The organism is Asanoa siamensis (genome assembly GCF_016862555.1).
Classification (GTDB): Bacteria; Actinomycetota; Actinomycetes; order Mycobacteriales; family Micromonosporaceae; genus Asanoa; species Asanoa siamensis.
The window spans coordinates 12,315-28,770 of the sequence record NZ_BONE01000045.1 but is presented as its reverse complement, the minus strand read 5'-3'; the positions used below and the strand labels follow the sequence as shown (position 1 = coordinate 28,770).

16 protein-coding genes are annotated in these 16,456 nt (G+C 72.7%); 1 reads left to right on the top strand and 15 read right to left on the bottom strand.

Translation table 11 applies throughout. The features are described from left to right. Positions 1-68 precede the first annotated feature (68 nt). The 11 genes from Asi02nite_RS25455 to Asi02nite_RS25405 form a co-directional block, all read right to left on the bottom strand. A complete protein-coding gene (locus Asi02nite_RS25455; RefSeq protein ID WP_203716436.1) occupies positions 69-593 on the bottom strand; it encodes an FUSC family protein in 525 nt (174 codons plus the stop codon). Between the two features lie 25 nt (positions 594-618). Next, the gene (locus tag Asi02nite_RS25450; RefSeq protein WP_203716435.1) at positions 619-1,032 is read right to left on the bottom strand and encodes an OsmC family protein; all 414 of its coding nucleotides are present in this window, start codon (positions 1,030-1,032) and stop codon (positions 619-621) included. A gap of 12 nt (positions 1,033-1,044) precedes the next feature. Further along, positions 1,045-2,415 (bottom strand): ribosome biogenesis GTPase Der, encoded by a 1,371-nt coding sequence (gene der, locus Asi02nite_RS25445; protein ID WP_239127074.1) that lies wholly within the window; start codon positions 2,413-2,415, stop codon positions 1,045-1,047. 8 nt (positions 2,416-2,423) lie between these two features. Then, on the bottom strand, positions 2,424-3,092 hold the full coding sequence (gene cmk / locus Asi02nite_RS25440) for a (d)CMP kinase (protein ID WP_203716433.1): 669 nt from the start codon (positions 3,090-3,092) through the stop codon (positions 2,424-2,426). Between the two features lie 46 nt (positions 3,093-3,138). Then, positions 3,139-3,870, bottom strand: coding sequence for a pseudouridine synthase (locus Asi02nite_RS25435; protein WP_203716432.1), 732 nt, complete (start codon positions 3,868-3,870; stop codon positions 3,139-3,141). After that, positions 3,857-4,687, bottom strand: a complete 831-nt coding sequence (gene scpB, locus Asi02nite_RS25430) for an SMC-Scp complex subunit ScpB (protein ID WP_203716431.1) — start codon at positions 4,685-4,687, stop codon at positions 3,857-3,859. Before scpB ends, Asi02nite_RS25435 begins: the two co-directional genes overlap by 14 nt. Further along, positions 4,684-5,616: a segregation and condensation protein A gene (locus Asi02nite_RS25425; protein WP_203716430.1), complete on the bottom strand. Its 933-nt coding sequence runs from the start codon at positions 5,614-5,616 to the stop codon at positions 4,684-4,686. The genes scpB and Asi02nite_RS25425 overlap by 4 nt, the downstream gene beginning before the upstream one ends. Positions 5,617-5,710: 94 nt before the next feature. Beyond that, positions 5,711-6,640, bottom strand: coding sequence for a ParA family protein (locus Asi02nite_RS25420; protein WP_203716429.1), 930 nt, complete (start codon positions 6,638-6,640; stop codon positions 5,711-5,713). Positions 6,641-6,754: 114 nt separating this feature from the next. Next, positions 6,755-7,726 carry a site-specific tyrosine recombinase XerD gene (locus Asi02nite_RS25415; protein ID WP_203716474.1) on the bottom strand — a complete coding sequence of 324 codons (972 nt, stop codon included), beginning with the start codon at positions 7,724-7,726 and terminating at the stop codon, positions 6,755-6,757. After that, on the bottom strand, positions 7,723-8,838 hold the full coding sequence (gene ald / locus Asi02nite_RS25410; RefSeq protein ID WP_203716428.1) for an alanine dehydrogenase: 1,116 nt from the start codon (positions 8,836-8,838) through the stop codon (positions 7,723-7,725). The genes Asi02nite_RS25415 and ald overlap by 4 nt, the downstream gene beginning before the upstream one ends. 138 nt (positions 8,839-8,976) lie before the next feature. After that, positions 8,977-9,540 carry a TetR/AcrR family transcriptional regulator gene (locus Asi02nite_RS25405; protein ID WP_239127072.1) on the bottom strand — a complete coding sequence of 188 codons (564 nt, stop codon included), beginning with the start codon at positions 9,538-9,540 and terminating at the stop codon, positions 8,977-8,979. A 91-nt stretch (positions 9,541-9,631) separates the two neighbouring features. Between Asi02nite_RS25405 and Asi02nite_RS25400 the strand changes: the two genes are divergently transcribed. Next, positions 9,632-10,651 carry an aldo/keto reductase gene (locus Asi02nite_RS25400; protein ID WP_203716426.1) on the top strand — a complete coding sequence of 340 codons (1,020 nt, stop codon included), beginning with the start codon at positions 9,632-9,634 and terminating at the stop codon, positions 10,649-10,651. 8 nt (positions 10,652-10,659) lie between these two features. Here Asi02nite_RS25400 and Asi02nite_RS25395 read toward each other — a convergent pair whose 3' ends face one another. From Asi02nite_RS25395 to Asi02nite_RS25380, 4 genes are all read right to left on the bottom strand, one after another. After that, positions 10,660-11,262 carry an NUDIX domain-containing protein gene (locus Asi02nite_RS25395; protein WP_239127070.1) on the bottom strand — a complete coding sequence of 201 codons (603 nt, stop codon included), beginning with the start codon at positions 11,260-11,262 and terminating at the stop codon, positions 10,660-10,662. Continuing rightward, entirely contained in the window at positions 11,259-12,992 is a 1,734-nt protein-coding gene (gene pyrG / locus Asi02nite_RS25390) for a CTP synthase (protein WP_203716425.1), read from the bottom strand. Before pyrG ends, Asi02nite_RS25395 begins: the two co-directional genes overlap by 4 nt. Positions 12,993-13,067: 75 nt before the next feature. Then, on the bottom strand, positions 13,068-15,218 hold the full coding sequence (locus Asi02nite_RS25385) for a hypothetical protein (RefSeq protein ID WP_203716424.1): 2,151 nt from the start codon (positions 15,216-15,218) through the stop codon (positions 13,068-13,070). Further along, entirely contained in the window at positions 15,215-16,330 is a 1,116-nt protein-coding gene (locus Asi02nite_RS25380) for a glycosyltransferase family 4 protein (RefSeq protein ID WP_203716423.1), read from the bottom strand. Before Asi02nite_RS25380 ends, Asi02nite_RS25385 begins: the two co-directional genes overlap by 4 nt. Positions 16,331-16,456: the final 126 nt, after the last annotated feature.

Genomic DNA, 16,456 nt, shown 5'->3' with positions numbered 1-16,456 from the left:
CCCCGTCGGAGCGTGCTGGACCACTCCAGAATGCCGCGAAGCGAACCATCACGAAATGTGATCTCGCACTAGCGGATATGCGGGTGGACGAATCTGAGGGAGAGCCAGGCCGTGCCGACGCCCACGATCACGCCGACCAGCGTGTCGATCAGGCGCAGGATCGGCTGCTGCCACGGGTCCAACGGGCTGATCTCGGCCACCACCAGCACCACGGCCGTGGTGATCGCGGCCGTGGTCGCGTCGCCCGGTCGGCCCAGCAGCAGCGCGGCCGCCGCGGAGATGCCGATGAGCAGGGCGTACGCCCAGAGGTTGAAGCCGAGGAAGACCAGGTAGACGAGGCAGATCACGAAGCTGATCCCGGTCGCGGACATCCGGGAGAGGCCCGCCGCGAGGCTCTCCCGGAACGAGGCCCGGCTGACGAAGATCGTCGCGAGCGTCGCCCACATGCCGCCGAGCAGGTCGCTGTCGCGGCTGTCGACGTAGACGCGGGTCAGCACGTCGCTGACCAACCAGAAGGTCAGCAGGCAGGACAGGCCCAGGACGGTGCTCTCCGTGACCGCCAGCCGCACCTCTCGGGGTGTCAGGGCCGGCATGTCCGGAAACTACCGTTGCGAACCTTTACGGGGTCAGCGTTTCCGGAATCTCGACGTCGACCGTCGTCTGCTCGCGCAGCGCGGTGCTGACCGTGCAGTGCCGCTCGTGCACCCGCTCCGCGACCGCCCGGAACACGGGTTCGGCCTCGGCGTCGTCCGGCGGTAGGGCCACGTCGTAGGTCATGGTGATCGCGCCCAGCCGGTTGGGCTTCACCTTCTCCGCATCGAGCACCGCCGCCAGCTTGGCCAGCCGGTGCCCGCGCTGCGCGGTCAGCGGCTCGACGGTGACGATGTTGCAGCCGCCGAGCGCCGCCAGCAGCAACTCGACGGGGGTGAAGTCGGCGCCGTCCGCGGTGCCGAAGCGGATCTCGGCGCCGCGCCCGTTGCGGGCGACGTATCCCCCGTCGTCGGTGCGCTCGACCTCTACGTGGTAACCCATCGGGTGATCATGTCACCCGTGCGCCTTGCCCCGACCGCCCGGGCCGGCCTTCTTGCGCGGCTTGACGGTCACCTCGACCGGGCTGCCCGCGAAGCCGAACTCCTCGCGCAGCTTGCGCTCGACGAAGCGCAGGTAACCGGCGTCGAGCGGGCCCGTGGTGAACAGCACGAAGCGCGGCGGCCGGGTGCCGGCCTGGGTGGCGAAGAGCACCCGCGGGGCCCGCCCACCGCGGACCGGGTGCGGGGTCTCCTGCACGAGCGCCGCCAGCCACTGGTTGAGCTGGCCGGTCGGCACCCGGGTCTCCCAGGACTCGAGCGCGCGGCGCAGCGCCGGGGCGAGCTTGTCGACGGCGCGGCCGGTCTTCGCGGAGATGTTGACCCGGATCGCCCACGGGATCCGTTTGAGCTCGCGGTCGATCTCCTTCTCGAGCTGGTAGCGGCGGTCGTCGTCGACGAGGTCCCACTTGTTGAACGCGATGACCAGGGCCCGGCCGGCCTCGACCACCATCGTCAGGATCCGCTGGTCCTGCTCGCTGATCGGCTCGGCCGCGTCGAGCAGCACGACCGCCACCTCGGCGGCCTCGATCGCGCCCGCCGTGCGCAGCGACGCGTAGTATTCGGTGCCGCTCGCGTGGCTGACCCGCTTGCGCAGGCCGGCCGTGTCGACGAGCTGCCAGGTCTCGCCGCCGATGCCGACCAGCGAGTCGACGGGGTCGACGGTGGTGCCCGCGACCGAGTCGACGACCGCGCGCTCCTCCTTGGCCAGCTTGTTGAGCAGCGAGGACTTGCCGACGTTGGGCCGGCCGACCAGGGCCACCCGGCGCGGGCCGCGCGGGCCGTCCTCGTCGACCCGCGGCGCCGGCTCCGGCATCGCGTCGAGGATCAGGTCGAGCAGGTCGCCGGAGCCCCGGCCGTGCAGGGCGGAGACCACGTGGGGCTCGCCGAGGCCGAGCGACCAGAGCGAGACGGCCTCCAGCTCGATCCGGCTGTTGTCGGCCTTGTTGGCGACCAGGATCACCGGCTTGTTGCTGCGGCGCAGCATCTTGACCGCGGCCTCGTCGACGTCGGTCGAGCCGACCGTCGCGTCGACCACGAACAGCACGACGTCGGCGGTCTGCACGGCGATCTCGGCCTGCATCGCGATCGCCTTCGCCCGGTCGCGGGCGTCGGGCTCCCAGCCGCCGGTGTCGACGACCGTGAACTGCCGGCCGTTCCACTGCGCGTCGTAGGGCACCCGGTCGCGGGTCACGCCCGGGGTGTCCTCGACGACGGCCTGGCGGCGGCCGATGATCCGGTTGACCAGCGTGGACTTGCCGACGTTGGGACGACCGACGACGGCGACCACGGGGACGGGACCGGTGTCCTCGACGTCCACGGCGGACATCTCGGGGATCATGCCGTCACCATGGCGCGCAGCCGGGCGACGACCTCGTCGATGCCCATCGCGGTGGTGTCGAGCTCGACCGCGTCGGCGGCCTGCTGCAGCGGGTCGGTCGCGCGGGTCGAGTCGAGCGTGTCGCGGCGCAGCAGGTCGGCGTGGGTGTCGTCGACGGACGCGGTGGTCTCCAGCGACCGGCGCCGGGCCCGGGCGTCCGCGGACGCGGTCAGGTAGACCTTGAGGTCGGCGTCGGGCGCCACGACCGCGCCGATGTCGCGGCCCTCGACCACGATCCGGCCGGCCTCGTCGATCAACTCACGCTGCCGGTCGACCAGGAGCTTGCGCACCGCGGGCACCGCCGCCACCGCGGACACCGCGGCGGTCACCTCGGGACCGCGGATGTCGACGTCGACGTCGACCCCGTCGGCCCGCACGTGCGGCGCCACCGGGTCGGTGCCGATCACCAGGTCGAGCTCACCCGCGACCTTGGCGATGCCCTCGACGTCGGTGAGATCCACGCCGTAGCGCAGCACCGCCCAGGTCACCGCCCGGTACATGGCCCCGGTGTCGAGGTACCGCGCGTTCAGCGCGGACGCCAATCGCCGGGAAACGGTGGATTTGCCGGAACCCGACGGTCCGTCCACGGCCACCACGCACCGACCGTTCGCCAACTCGTCTGCCACCGTTCCTCCTCGCGCCGTCAGCACCCATTCTGCCTGGTCGGCGGAATCAGTCTTCGACGGCCTTGAACAGAGCCGCGACCTCGGCGTTCGTGAGCCGCCGGGTGCGGCCCGGCTTGAGGTCGCCGAGCCGGATCGGGCCGATGGCGGTGCGGACGAGCCGGTTGACCGGGTGCCCGACGGCGTCCATCATCCGCCGGACGATCCGGTTGCGCCCCTCGTGGATCACGATCTCGATCTGGGCGGACCGGGCGAACGCGTCGACGAGCCGGAACTTGTCGACCTTGGCCGGGCCGTCCTCGAGCTCGACGCCGGACAGCAACTGGCGGCCGACCGCCCGCGGCAGCGGCCCCGGGATCTCCAGCACGTAGGTCTTCGGCACCCCGAACGAGGGATGCATCAGCTTGTGCGCGAGCGTGCCGTCGTTGGTCAGCAGCAGCAGGCCCTCGCTGTCGGTGTCGAGCCGCCCGACGTGGTAGACCCGCTGGTCCACCCGGTCGAGGAACTCGGCGAGCGCGGTCCGGCCCTTCTCGTCGGCCATGGTCGAGACCACGCCGCGGGGCTTGTTGAACGCGAGGTAGACCAGGTTCTGGTCGGCCACCACCCGCTGCCCGTCGACGTAGATCTCGGCCCTGACCGGGTCGACCTTGTCGCCGAGCTGGGCGACCTTGCCGTCGACCATGACCCGGCCCCGGAAGATCAGGTCCTCACAGGCCCGGCGGGACCCCACACCGGCGCTGGCCAGCACCTTCTGCAGGCGCTCCCGCTCAGCGTTCGCCATCTGCCACCTCGTCGACGTCGTCAGGAAGGAACGGCGCGAGGTCCGGAAGCTGGTCGACCGAGTCGAGCCCGAGCTTCTCCAGGAACAGCGCCGTCGTCCGGTAAAGGTACGCGCCCGTCTCGGGCTCCGTGCCGGCCTCCTGGATGAGGCCGCGCGAGGTGAGTGTGCGCACCACGCCGTCGCAGTTGACGCCCCGGATCGCGGAGATCCTGGAACGGGTCACCGGCTGCTTGTAGGCGATCACCGCGAGGGTCTCCAGCGCCGCCTGGGTGAGCCGCACCGACTGCCCGTCGAGGACGAACCGCTCGACGTAGTCCGCGTACCGCGGATGGGTGTAGAGCCGCCACCCGCCGGCGATCCGGCGCAGCTCGAACCCGTGCCCGGCCGCGGTGTAGCCGGCCGAGATCGTCTCCAGCGCCGCCGCCACGCGCTCGGTCGGCTGTTCCAGGATCTGCGCGAGCACGATCTCCTGGACGGGCTCGTCGACGACGAGCAGGATCGCCTCCAGAGCGCCGCGCAGCTCGTCGTCGTCGATGACAGCCAGCGGGGGTTCGTCATCCGGTTGATCGGGCGGGGGCGCGGCGGCACCGTCGTCCGGGGCGGCGTCCTCCGCACCCGGGTCGGCCTCCTCCGCGAGATCGACCAGGACGGCGTCCGGCGGCGCCTCGGCCACCTCGGCCGCCGCGTCGAGATCCTGCTCCTCGGGCTCGGCCGGTGCCGCTTCCGGGCGGGGGCGTTCCCACGGGGGCACCCACGACGCTGCCTGCTCTGCCAGGGACGACTCGCGGCCCGGGTCGGTGCCGCCGCGATCGCTCACTCTTCCTGCTCCTTGCCCTCTTCGGCCGGCTTCTCCGGGGTTCCCGCGTACTCGTCGACCTTGATCTCGCCCACCGCGTCCCCGCCGATCCAGCGGACGGTCAGCTCCCCCAGCGCCTGCACCTGCTCGAAGCCGATCAGGTTCTCGCGGTAGAGCTCCAACAGCGCCAGGAACCGGGCGACCACCTCGAGCGTGCTCTGGCAGTCGATGGTCAGCACCTGGAACGTCGCCGTGCCGGAGAGGCGGATCCGGTCGCGCAGGACGATCGCGTGCTCGCGCACGCTGACCTTGACGTCGTGGATGTGCGCGATCGACACCATCTGGGCCAGGGTCGGCTTGGGCGACATCGCCTTGATCGCGAGCTTCAGCAGCCGGGCCGGGCCGATGCCGAGGACGAGTTCGGGCAGCGCGTCCGCGTACCGCGCCTCCATGGTGACCGCCCGCGGCCAGCGCCGGGCGCCCTCCTGCTCGAGCACCTGGATGTGCGCGGCCGCCTCTTTGAACGCCTTGTATTGCAGGAGCCGGGCGAACAGCAGGTCGCGGGCCTCGAGCAGGGCCAGGTCCTCCTCGTTCTCGACCGCGGCGGCGGGCAGCAGCCGGGCCGCCTTGAGGTCGAGCAGCGTCGCCGCCACCACGAGGAACTCGCTGGCCTCGTCGAGCGGCCAGTCGTCGCCCATCGCCCGGATGTAGGCGATGAACTCGTCGGTGACCGTGCTCAGCGCCACCTCGGTGACGTCGAGCTTGTGCTTGCCGATGAGCTGCAGCAACAGGTCGAACGGCCCGGTGAAGTTGGCGAGCCGCACGGTGAAGCCGGTCGTGGGCGCCTCGTCGGTCGTCAGGGCGTCGACGGGCACGGACCCCTCGACGACGACGGATGCCGGATCGCCCCCGACAAGGGGTGACGATTCGGCCGCACCGGGTTCACTCACCGTTCGACCGTAGTCCACCGCCGGAACGGCGACGTTCACGCCCACACCTCAAACACCGTCAGCACCGGCAGCCCCGCCGGTGGGAATCAACAGATCAACGCTCGGCTTGCGCGGCGATGACCTCTCGGGCGAGCTGACGGTAGTTGCGGGCGCCGGACGAGGCCGGATCGAGCGTGGTGATCGGCGCGCCGGCCACCGTCGACTCGGGGAACTTCACCGTCTTGGTGATCACGGTCTGGTAGACCTTGTCGCCGAACGCCTCGACCACCCGCTGGAGCACCTGGCGGCAGTGGGTGGTGCGGCTGTCGTACATGGTCGCCAGGATGCCCTCGAGCTCGAGGTCGAAGTTGAGCCGCTCGCGCACCTTGTCGATGGTGTCGAGCAGCAGCGCGACACCCCGAAGGCTGAAGAACTCGCACTCCAGCGGGATCAGCACGCCGTGCGCCACCGTGAGCGCGTTGATCGCCAGCAGGCCGAGCGACGGCTGGCAGTCGATCAGGATGTAGTCGTATTCCTTGCGCACCGACCGCAGCACCCGGGCCAGCGCCATCTCGCGGGCGACCTCGTTGACGAGCTGGATCTCGGCGGCCGACAGGTCGATGTTGGCGGGCAGCAGGTGCAGCCCGGCGACGTCGGTCTTGATCAGCACGTCCTCGGCGTGGACGTCGTCCTGCATGAGCAGGTTGTAGACGGACAGGTCGAGGTTGTGCGGGTTGACGCCGAGGCCGACCGAGAGCGCGCCCTGGGGGTCGAAATCGACCAGCAGCACACGACGGCCGTATTCGGCGAGCGCCGCGCCCAGGTTGATGGTCGACGTGGTCTTGCCCACGCCGCCCTTCTGGTTGGCCAGGGCGATGATCCGCGCCGGGCCGTGCCGGTCCTGCGGCATCGGCTCGGGGATCGGCTTGCGCATCGTGTAGGCGGCCGGATCGGCCGGGCCGAGCTCGGCGCCGAGGTCAAGGGCGGACTGCTGCTCGCGGAGCTGCGAGGTCCATGCCTCGGCACGGTCACCGTTGCCAGCCATGTCCCTGCCTACCCCCTCCCGACGAACGTCCCGCGCCGGAGTCCCGACTGTACGCCACGTCCCACCGACCCCGGGTGCACCATATCGGCGTGTCGACACGCCAAGACGCGCGTGTCAGCTATGTGCCCGTGGATGAGCGGTGGCGTAGACCTCGCGCAGGCGTTCCACCGTGACCAACGTGTATACCTGCGTCGTGGTCACGGACGCGTGCCCGAGGAGTTCCTGGACCACCCGTACGTCGGCCCCGCCGTCGAGCAGATGGGTCGCGTACGAGTGCCGCAACGTGTGCGGCGAGACGGCCCGCGTGCCCTCGACCGGCAGCCCCGCGGCGCCCGCGGCCTTCCGCAGGATCGCCCACGCGCTCTGCCGCGACAGCGGCCCACCACGGGCGTTGAGGAACACCGCCGGCCCCCGCGCCGCCAGCGCCGGCCGGGCCCGCACCAGGTAGGCGTCCAGCGCCGCGCGGGCGTAGCCGCCCACCGGCACGATCCGCGTCCGCCCGCCCTTGCCGTGCAGGGTCACCGACCCGCCGGTCAGGTCGAGGTCGTCGACCGCCGCGCCGACGGCCTCGGAGATCCGGGCCCCGGTGCCGTAGAGGAACTCCAGCAGCGCTCGGTCCCGCAACTCCAGCGGCCCGTCGCCGCGCACCGACTCGAGCAGCCGCAGCACCTCGTCGACCTCGAGCGCCTTGGGCAGCCGGCGGGGCAGGCTCGGCGGCTTCACGTCACGGCTGGCGTCGTCGGCCACCAGTCCCTCGCGGACCGCGAACCGGTGCAGCCCGCGCACCGCCGAGGTGGCCCTGGCCGCGGACGCCGCCGACAGCGCCGGGTGGTCCGCGTCGCCGGTGCGCAGCGCGGCGACATGCCCCGCGATCTCGGCCGGCGTGGCGGCGGCCAGATCGCCGACTCCGCGCGCCGCCAGCGTGACCAGGTAGCGATCGAGATCACGACGGTAGGACGCGAGCGTGTTGCCGGACAGGCCCCGCTCGACGGTCAGGTGATCGAGATAACCACGGACCGCGCGCCGCAGCGCCGGCGACGGTTCGGGACCGTCGCCGGCGGCGGACGTCGCGGTCGGCGAGGTCAGGCCAGGGCCTCGGCCAGCGGGAGGTGCTTCATGCCGTGCGCCTCCGCGACCGGGCCGTAGGTGACCTGGCCGTCGAAGGTGTTCAGGCCCAGCGCGAGCGCCGGGTCGCGGCGCAGCGCGTCACGCCAGCCGCGGTTGGCCAGCTCCAGCGCGTACGGCAGCGTGACGTTGGTCAGCGCGTACGTGCTGGTGTGCGGGACGGCGCCGGGCATGTTGGCCACGCAGTAGAACATCGACTCGTGGACCTTGTAGGTCGGGTCCGCGTGCGTGGTCGGGCGCGAGTCCTCGAAGCAGCCGCCCTGGTCGATCGAGATGTCGACGAGCACGCTGCCCGGCTTCATCCGGCTGACCAGCTCGTTGGAGATCAGCGTCGGGGCCTTGGCGCCGGGCACCAGCACCGCGCCGATCACCATGTCGGCGTCGAGCACCGCCCGCTCGACCTCGTACGCGTTGGACGCGACGGTCTGCAGGTGGCCCTGGTAGATCGCGTCGGCCTGGCGGAGCTTGTTGATGTTGCGGTCGAGCAGCAGCACCTCGGCCTGCATGCCGAGCGCTATCGCGGCCGCGTTCATGCCGGAGACGCCGGCGCCGATCACGACGACCTTGGCCGCGTACACGCCGGAGACGCCGCCCATCAGGATGCCGCGGCCGCCGCCCTGGCGCATCAGGGTGTACGCGCCGACCTGCGGGGCGAGCCGGCCGGCCACCTCCGACATCGGGGCGAGCAGCGGGAGGGCGTGGTCGGCGGTCTCGACGGTCTCGTACGCGATGCCGGTGACCTTGCGCTCGATCAGCGCGTCGGTGCACTCCTTGGACGCGGCGAGGTGCAGGTAGGTGAAGAGCACCTGGCCTTCGCGCATCCGGTGGTGTTCCTCGGCGATCGGCTCCTTGACCTTGAGCACCAGGTCGGCGGTGTTCCAGACCTCGTCGGGCCCCGGCAGGATCGTGGCGCCGGCGGCCGCGAACTCCTCGTCGGTGATGGACGAGCCGAGACCGGCACCGGACTCGACGAAGACCTCGTGACCCGCGCGGGCGAACTCGTGGACGCCCGCCGGTGTGATCGCCACGCGGTACTCGTGGTTCTTCACCTCGCGTGGAATTCCGACCTTCACATTGACACCTTCTCTCCCGCCTGCGCCCGGTCACCGTTGACTGGGTCGTCAGCGTCGGCGGCGAGTCTAGGACGCCCGGGTCACGGGGCCGCATCCGCACGCCACAGACGCGATTTCAGTATCGCCCGGCGGCTCCGGTCAGGGCACGTGGCGCAGGCCCGCGACGAGGACCCCGACGAGCCGGCGGGGGTCGTAGCGGGGATCGTTGCCGGCGCCGATGCAGAGGTTGCCGACGCCGCGCAGGAACGCGTACGCGTCGAGATCGGTGCGGATCTCGCCCGCCGCGCCCGCCGCGTCGAGCAACTCGGCGCACACGGGTACCAACCGGTCCAGGAAGTACGCGTGCAGCGCGGCCAGGCCCGTGTCGTCGGAGCCCAGCGCGCCGGCGAGCCCGTGCTTGGTGACGAGGAAGTCGACGAACAGGTCGATCCACCGCGCGAGGGCGGTGTACGGGGTCGCGGCGGCGGCCAGCAGGTCCGGGCCGGCGGCGGCGCACGCGTCGACCTGGTGCCGGTAGACCGCGATGATCAGGTCGGCCCGGGCCGGGAAATGCCGGTAGATGGTGCCTACGCCGACGCCCGCCCGGGCGGCGATGTCGCGCACCGGCGCGTCCACGCCCGACGTCACGAACACGGCCGCGGCGGCGTCGAGCAGGGTCTCCCGGTTGCGCCGGGCGTCGGCCCGCTTCGTGCGCTCCGACACAGTCGCTCCTCCCCGATGGCAAGCGGAACAACGTTCCGTATCTTTAACGGAGCAACGTTCCGCTTTTATGATGCCAGACCGGAGGACCACCATGCAGTACCGCGTCCTGGGCCGCACAGGCGTGCGGGTCAGCTCCCTCGCGCTCGGAGCGATGAACTTCGGCGCCATCGGCCGCACCACCCAGGCGGAGGCGACCGCGATCGTCGACGCCGCGCTGGAGGGCGGGATCAACCTCGTCGACACCGCCGACGCGTACGGCGCGGGCGAGTCGGAGGAGCTCGTCGGCGCGGCGATCGCCGGCCGGCGTGACGACCTCGTGCTGGCGACGAAGGCGAGCCTGCCGATGGGTGACGAGCGCAACCACCGTGGCGGCTCGCGCCGCTGGCTGGTCACCGCCCTCGACGACAGCCTGCGCCGGCTCGGCGTCGACCACGTCGACCTGTTCCAGGTGCACCGCTGGGACCCGGACACCGGCGACGAGGAGACGCTGGCGGCGCTGACCGACCTGCGCCGGGCCGGCAAGATCCGTTACTTCGGCACGTCGACCTACCCGGCGTACCGGATCGTGCAGGCGCGGTGGGCGGCGGACGCGCACCACCTCGGCCGCTACGTCACCGAACAGCCGAGCTACTCGATCCTCCAGCGCGGGATCGAGGCCGACGTGCTGCCGGTGGCCCAGGAGTACGGCCTCGGCGTGCTGGCCTGGAGCCCGCTCGCCTCGGGCTGGCTCTCCGGCGCGATCCGGTCGGGCCGGGAGATCGCCACCAACCGCTCGACGTTCATGCCGGCCCGCTTCGACACCACCACTCCTGCCAACCAGACCCGGCTCGACGCGGTCGACCGGCTCGCCAAGCTCGCCGCCGACGCCGGCCTGACGATGATCCAGCTCGCGCTCGGGTTCGTCACCGCGCATCCCGGCGTGACCAGCGCGATCATCGGCCCCCGCACCCGGGACCACCTGGCGTCGCACCTGGCCGCCGCCGACACCGTGCTGACCGGCGACGTCCTCGACGCGATCGACGCGATCGTCGCGCCGGGCGTCGACCTGGCGCCGCACGAGAAGAACGACGCCCGACCGGCCCTGCTGGACGCGACGCTGCGGCGTCGTTGACGAACCAACTAGCGGACCAGGGGCGTCCCGGCGGCGCGCAGTGGGCGCCAGTCCTCGTCGCGGACGCGGGCCGCGGCGAGGACGCCGGCCACCGCGGCCGCGTTGGTGATCTCGCCGCGCAGCGCCATGGCCACCGCCGTGTCCAGCGGGACCCACTCGACGGTGATCTCCGCCTCCTCGTCGGAGCGCTCGAAGCGCTCCGCGTCCGGCACCGCCGACAGCCCGCGGGCGAGGAACAGCCGGATCAGCTCGTCCGAGAAGCCCGGCGAGGTGTGCAGGTCGACCAGCAGGTCGAGCCGCTCGCAGCGCAGGTCGGCCTCCTCGCGCAGCTCGCGGGCGGCGGTGTCGGCCGGCGGCTCGCCGGCCACGTCGACCAGGCCCGCCGGCAGCTCCCAGAGCACCTTGCCGATCGGGTGCCGGTACTGCCGGACCAGCAGCACGCTGCCGTCGTCGCGGAGCGGGACCACGCCGACCGCGCCCACGTGTCGCACGTAGTCGCGGTCGGCCTGGCCACCGCCGGGCATGGTGACCCGGTCGGTGACCACGCTGAACACCCGGCCGGAGAACCGCTCGACCCGGTCCAGCACCGCGTAGGCGTGCGCCCCGGTCACGAGGCGGCGCTCGCGCCGGCCCGCCCGTTGCCGGCCAGCTCGGGCTCGGCGGTGAGCTGGTCGACCGGGAGCTGGTCGGCCAGCGAGTAGTTGACCGCGGCCTTCACGAACGCGGCGAACAGCGGGTGTGGCCGGGTCGGCCGGCTCTTCAGCTCGGGGTGCGCCTGGGTCGCCACGAAGAACGGGTGCAGGTCCCGGTCGAGCTCGACGAACTCGACGAGCCGGCCGTCCGGCGACGTGCCGCTGATCTGCAGGCCGGCCTTGGTCAGCGCGTCCCGGTAGGCGTTGTTGACCTCGTACCGGTGGCGGTGCCGCTCGGAGACCTCGGTCGTGCCGTACGCCTCGGCGACCAGCGAGCCCGGGGTGAGCTTGGCCGGGTAGGCGCCGAGCCGCATCGTGCCGCCCATGTCGCCCTTCCCGGCGACGATCTGCTCCTGGTCGGCCATCGTCGCGATCACGGGGTGGCCCGCGGTGGCGTCGAACTCCAGCGAGTTGGCGTCGGCCAGGCCGGACATGTTGCGGGCGACGTCGATGGTCATGCACTGCAGCCCGAGGCAGAGGCCGAGGGTCGGGATGCCGTTCTCGCGGGCGAAGTGCGCCGCGCCGACCTTGCCTTCGATGCCGCGGACGCCGAAGCCGCCCGGGATCACGATGCCGTCGACACCGGCCAGCGCGGCCGCCGCGCCCTGCGGGGTCACGCAGTCGTCGCTGCGTACCCAGCGGATCTGCACGCGGGCCGTGTGGTGGAAGCCGGCTGCCCGGATCGCCTCGCTCACCGAGAGGTAGGCGTCGGGCAGGTCCACGTATTTGCCGACCAGGGCCACGGTCACCGTGTGCCGCGGGTGGTGCACCCGCTCCAGCAGGTCGTCCCAGGCGGTCCAGTCGACGTCACGGAACGACAGGCCCAGGCGGCGCACGACGTACGCGTCGAGACCCTCGCGGTGCAGCACCTTGGGGATGTCGTAGATGCTCGGCGCGTCCGGCGCGGCGATGACGGCCTCGCGGTCGACGTCGCAGTAGAGCGACAGCTTGTGCTTGAGCTTCTCGGGGATCTCCCGGTCGGAGCGGCAGACCAGCGCGTCGGGCTGGATACCGATGTTGCGCAGCGCCGCGACCGAGTGTTGGGTCGGCTTCGTCTTGAGCTCGCCCGACGGCGCCAGGTAGGGCACCAGCGAGACGTGCAGGTAGAAGCAGTTGTCCCGGCCGACCTCGTGGCGGACCTGGCGGATCGCCTCCAGGAAGGGCAGCGACTCGATGTCGCCGACCGTGCCGCCGACCTCGGTGATCACCACGTCCGGGGTGCGGCCCTCCTCGTCGGGGTCGCCCATCGCCCGGATCCGGGCCTTGATCTCGTTGGTGATGTGCGGGATCACCTGGACGGTGTCGCCGAGGTATTCGCCGCGCCGCTCCTTGGCGATCACGTCGGAGTAGACCTGGCCGGTGGTGACGTTCGCCTTGCCCGACAGGTCGCGGTCGAGGAACCGCTCGTAGTGGCCGACGTCGAGGTCGGTCTCGGCCCCGTCCTCGGTGACGAACACCTCACCGTGCTGGAACGGGTTCATCGTGCCGGGGTCGACGTTGAGATAGGGGTCCAGCTTCTGCATCACGACCCGGAGGCCGCGCGCGCTCAGCAGATTGCCGAGGCTGGAGGCGGTGAGGCCCTTCCCGAGTGAGGAGGCGACACCCCCGGTGACGAAGATGTGCTTGGTCAGCCGTCCTGAAGGGGCCAAGGCCTGCTCCCGTGGTCGTTTGTCAAGGTCGCGATCATGCGATCCACGGGATTCCACGGTAACACGTCTGTGCGGTCACCCCGCGCCGACACCCCTGGTGAGCGCCCCCTCGGCCGCCTCGGGTTCAGCCGGCCGGGTGAAGTCGCTCGCGTGGTCGAGCACCCGCAGCGCGGTCAACGCCGCCATCGGCATCGCGACGGCCGCGGCCGCGCCGGCCAACTCGAGCCCCGTGCCGCCCAGCAGCCCGCCGAGCAGCACCGCGACGCCGATCCCGATCGCACCGGCCCGCACCGACGGATACAGCCCGTACGCCCGGCGCAGGCCGCCCCAGTGCCGCAGCAGCACGACCCAGAGCAGCACCGCCCCGACCACGGCCAGCAGCGTCAGCGGGCTGTTGACCAGCGCGTCCATGCTCGCCTTGCTGGTCCGCTGCAGCGTGGTGCCGCCGGTGCCGTCGCCCAGCGCGGACACGAACCGGCCCAGGCTGCCGCGCTCGGCGGCCGGCCGGCGCGTCTCGATCCAGGCGAACACCGCGGTCACGGCGACGCCGGCCACCGACGCGGCCGCCAGCCGGCCGAGGGTGAGCCACCCCCCGGTGCTCAGCGCCGTGGCGATGCACACACCCGCGGTCAGCGCCACCGCGCCGATCGGGTCGGCGCCCAGGTAGGGGCTGCCGACGAGGAAGACGCCGATGCCGCCGGCGACGACCACGACGAACGGGCGCCACGAGCGGGCGAACCGCTGGGCCAGCGCGCCGGCGCCGAACAGGACGCCGGCGATGAAAACGCCCAGGCCGACGGTGCCGACGCCCGAGTACCGGTTGCCTTCCAGGACCGAGTAGCCGGCCACGCCGTTGAGCTGCAGCCGCGCGCCGGTGCACAGGTCGAGGCCGACGACGACGGCCGCCGCGCCGACCACCATGGCCAGCGGCCCGAGGGTCTGCCGCCAGGCGGGCGCGAGCCGGACCACGGCCGTCGAGGCGGCCAGCACGAAGACGAGGACGGCGGCGAACAGCCAGCCGGGGTGGCCGCCCCGCCACCAGGGCACCAGATCGGCGACGAGCGCGGCGGGGATCGCCAGGGCCGACGCGACCAGCAGGACCTCCACGACGCCGCTGATCGGCCTGCGGACCGCCTTGTCGTCGCCGACGTGCCGGCGTGCCCCGCGCAACAGCGGCACCACCGTGATCGCGAGCCCCAGTTGCACCAGGGCGAGGATGCCGAAGAACCAGGTCGCCACGTTCTGCTGCGCGCCGGCCTCCCGGTCGGCGTCGGCCGGGAAGACCACCGCCTCGGGCAGCTTCTCCGGCCTGCCCGGCACCGACGTCGCCGGCTGGCCGACGAACAGCCGCTCCGGGCGGGGCCGGTTGAGCGCGGTGAGCGCCGTCGGCGCGAGGTCGACGAGCTGGACGTAGCCGTCCCGCCCGGTGCCGGGCGAGGTCAGCCAGCCGCCGTCCCAGCCGGGCCCGTCGGCGATCGCCACGTGCAGCCGGCTCGCCTGATCGGTGTCGGCGAGCCCCGCGACCAGCACCAGCGAGTTCTTCGGGCGGGCGGCGAGCACCCGGGCCAGCACCGCGTCGGCGCGGGCGGCAGCCGTGCGGCGGACGGCCTCGTCGTCGCCGCTGACGGAGCCGAGGTCGACCATGCTGAGCGTGCAGCGGCCGAGCAGCGGCTCGGGGTTGGCGGGCAGCTCGGGCTCGTAGTTGTCGACCCGCCCGTACGGTCGGGCGGCCGCCACCGCCGCACCCGGCCCGATCGCGGACGTGCAGCGCACCGACTGCGGCAGCGCGCCCGGCACCGCGCCCCAGGTCTGCGACTGTTGGTTGTATTGGACGGCCTGGCGGTCGAGGTCGGGCAGGAACGCGCCGATGCCGTCGGGGCGTTCGATGTCGACGCTCAGCGGCGGGCAGGGCCCGGTGACCGGGGTCGTCCGCCGCCAGCCCGCGAAGTTGCCGGCGCCGAGCGTCAGCCACCCGTCGACGGGGCAGGTCGGCTTGAGCGCCGAGCGCACCGAGAGCGAGCCGATCGAGCCGTGCTCGGCCAGCCGCCACAGGTGGGGTGTGCCGTTCTGGGTGACGTCCTCCCAGCGCAGCCCGGGGATGCCCACCACGACCACGTAGTCGGCGGAGCGCTTCGTCTCCGCGGTCGCCGGCCGCATCGACAGCGCGGCCAGACCGCCGGCCAGGGACAGGACCACGAGGAGGTACGGGGTGAGCCGGCGGATCATGTCGGCGCGAGCTCCGCGTAGATGCGGTCGAGCTGGGTGACCGTGGCCTCCTCGGTCGGCCAGGTCTTGGCGCGCTGCAACCCGCGCGCCCGGTATTCGGCGCGCTTCGCCTCGTCGCCCAGCATCTCCCGGACCGCTTCCGCCACGGCCGCGACGTTACCCGGTGGGACCAGCACCGCCGCGTCCCCGACCAGGTCGGGCAGGCCGCCGACGGCGGTGGCGACCAGCGGGACGCCTGCCCGCAGCGCCTCCTGCGCGAACAGCTGCCGGGCCTCCCAGTCGCTGGTGACGACCGCCACGTCGGCGGCCTCGAGCAGGTCGGCGACGTCGCCGCGGTGCCCCAGCAGGGTGACCGGCGCGTGCGCGGTGGAGATCAGCGCCGCCAGCGGCAGGTAGGCGGGCCCGGAGCCGGCGACCAGCACGGCCGGCACGGGCCGGATGTCGCGCCAGGTCGCGGCCGCCTCGACCAGCACGTCGTAGCGCTTCTGCGGGTGCAGGCGACCGACCGAGAGCACCACGGCCTGGTCGCGGTGCAGGCCGAACTCGGCCCGGACGGCGGCCCGGCCCCGCCGGGGCTCGGGCAACTCGGGCGCGGCCACCGGGGCGAGCCGGGCGTCGCGGGCGCCCAGGGCCCGGGCGCGGGCGACCAGGTCCTCGGAGGCGCCCAGGCAGATGTCGGCGTTGCGGGCCACCATGCGCTCGGCGAGCCGGGACGCGTAGCCGCGCAGCCGGCGGGCCAGCACCGCGTTGTGCCAGGTGACGACGACGGGCTGGCGCGGCTTGGCCAGCACGGCGACCAGCCCGGCGCGCAGACCGTGGGCGTGCACCACGTCGACGTCCTCGCTCAAGGCGGCGCGCAGGGCGCCGATCGCCCGGCGGTCGTTGAGCGTCGGGCTGGCCGGGATCTCGACCGGCACGAACCGGGCAGCGCCGGCCGCCGTGAACTGGAACTGGGCCTCGGTGGCGGCCGGGCCGGCGACGGTGACCGTCGCGCCGGCGGCGCTCAGCCCGCGGACGAGCGAGGTCACGTGCTGACCGACCCCGCCGGTGCTGGAGGCCAGCACCAGGCAGACGGCACCCGTCCAGCGGTGCGCGTGCTCGGCGTCGGTCACGCCCCCACTCCCCTCCCCCGTGCGTCCCGCGCGGCAAGCCGTCCCGGGTCGTGCGGCGATGCTATCGGGACCTCGGCCACCGGCGGTGCCGATAAAGCGGGTCCGGCCGAATCGCTGTCACGCTTC

Excerpts from the sequence above, each read along its gene's own strand:
- Asi02nite_RS25420 (WP_203716429.1), bottom strand. The coding sequence starts at position 6,640 with ATGGCTGGCAACGGTGACCGTGCCGAGGCATGGACCTCGCAGCTCCGC.
- der (WP_239127074.1), bottom strand. The coding sequence starts at position 2,415 with ATGTCCGCCGTGGACGTCGAGGACACCGGTCCCGTCCCCGTGGTCGCC.
- Asi02nite_RS25385 (WP_203716424.1), bottom strand. The coding sequence starts at position 15,218 with ATGATCCGCCGGCTCACCCCGTACCTCCTCGTGGTCCTGTCCCTGGCC.
- Asi02nite_RS25435 (WP_203716432.1), bottom strand. The coding sequence starts at position 3,870 with ATGGCGAACGCTGAGCGGGAGCGCCTGCAGAAGGTGCTGGCCAGCGCC.
- Asi02nite_RS25400 (WP_203716426.1), top strand. The coding sequence starts at position 9,632 with ATGCAGTACCGCGTCCTGGGCCGCACAGGCGTGCGGGTCAGCTCCCTC.
- Asi02nite_RS25450 (WP_203716435.1), bottom strand. The coding sequence starts at position 1,032 with ATGGGTTACCACGTAGAGGTCGAGCGCACCGACGACGGGGGATACGTC.
- Asi02nite_RS25455 (WP_203716436.1), bottom strand. The coding sequence starts at position 593 with ATGCCGGCCCTGACACCCCGAGAGGTGCGGCTGGCGGTCACGGAGAGC.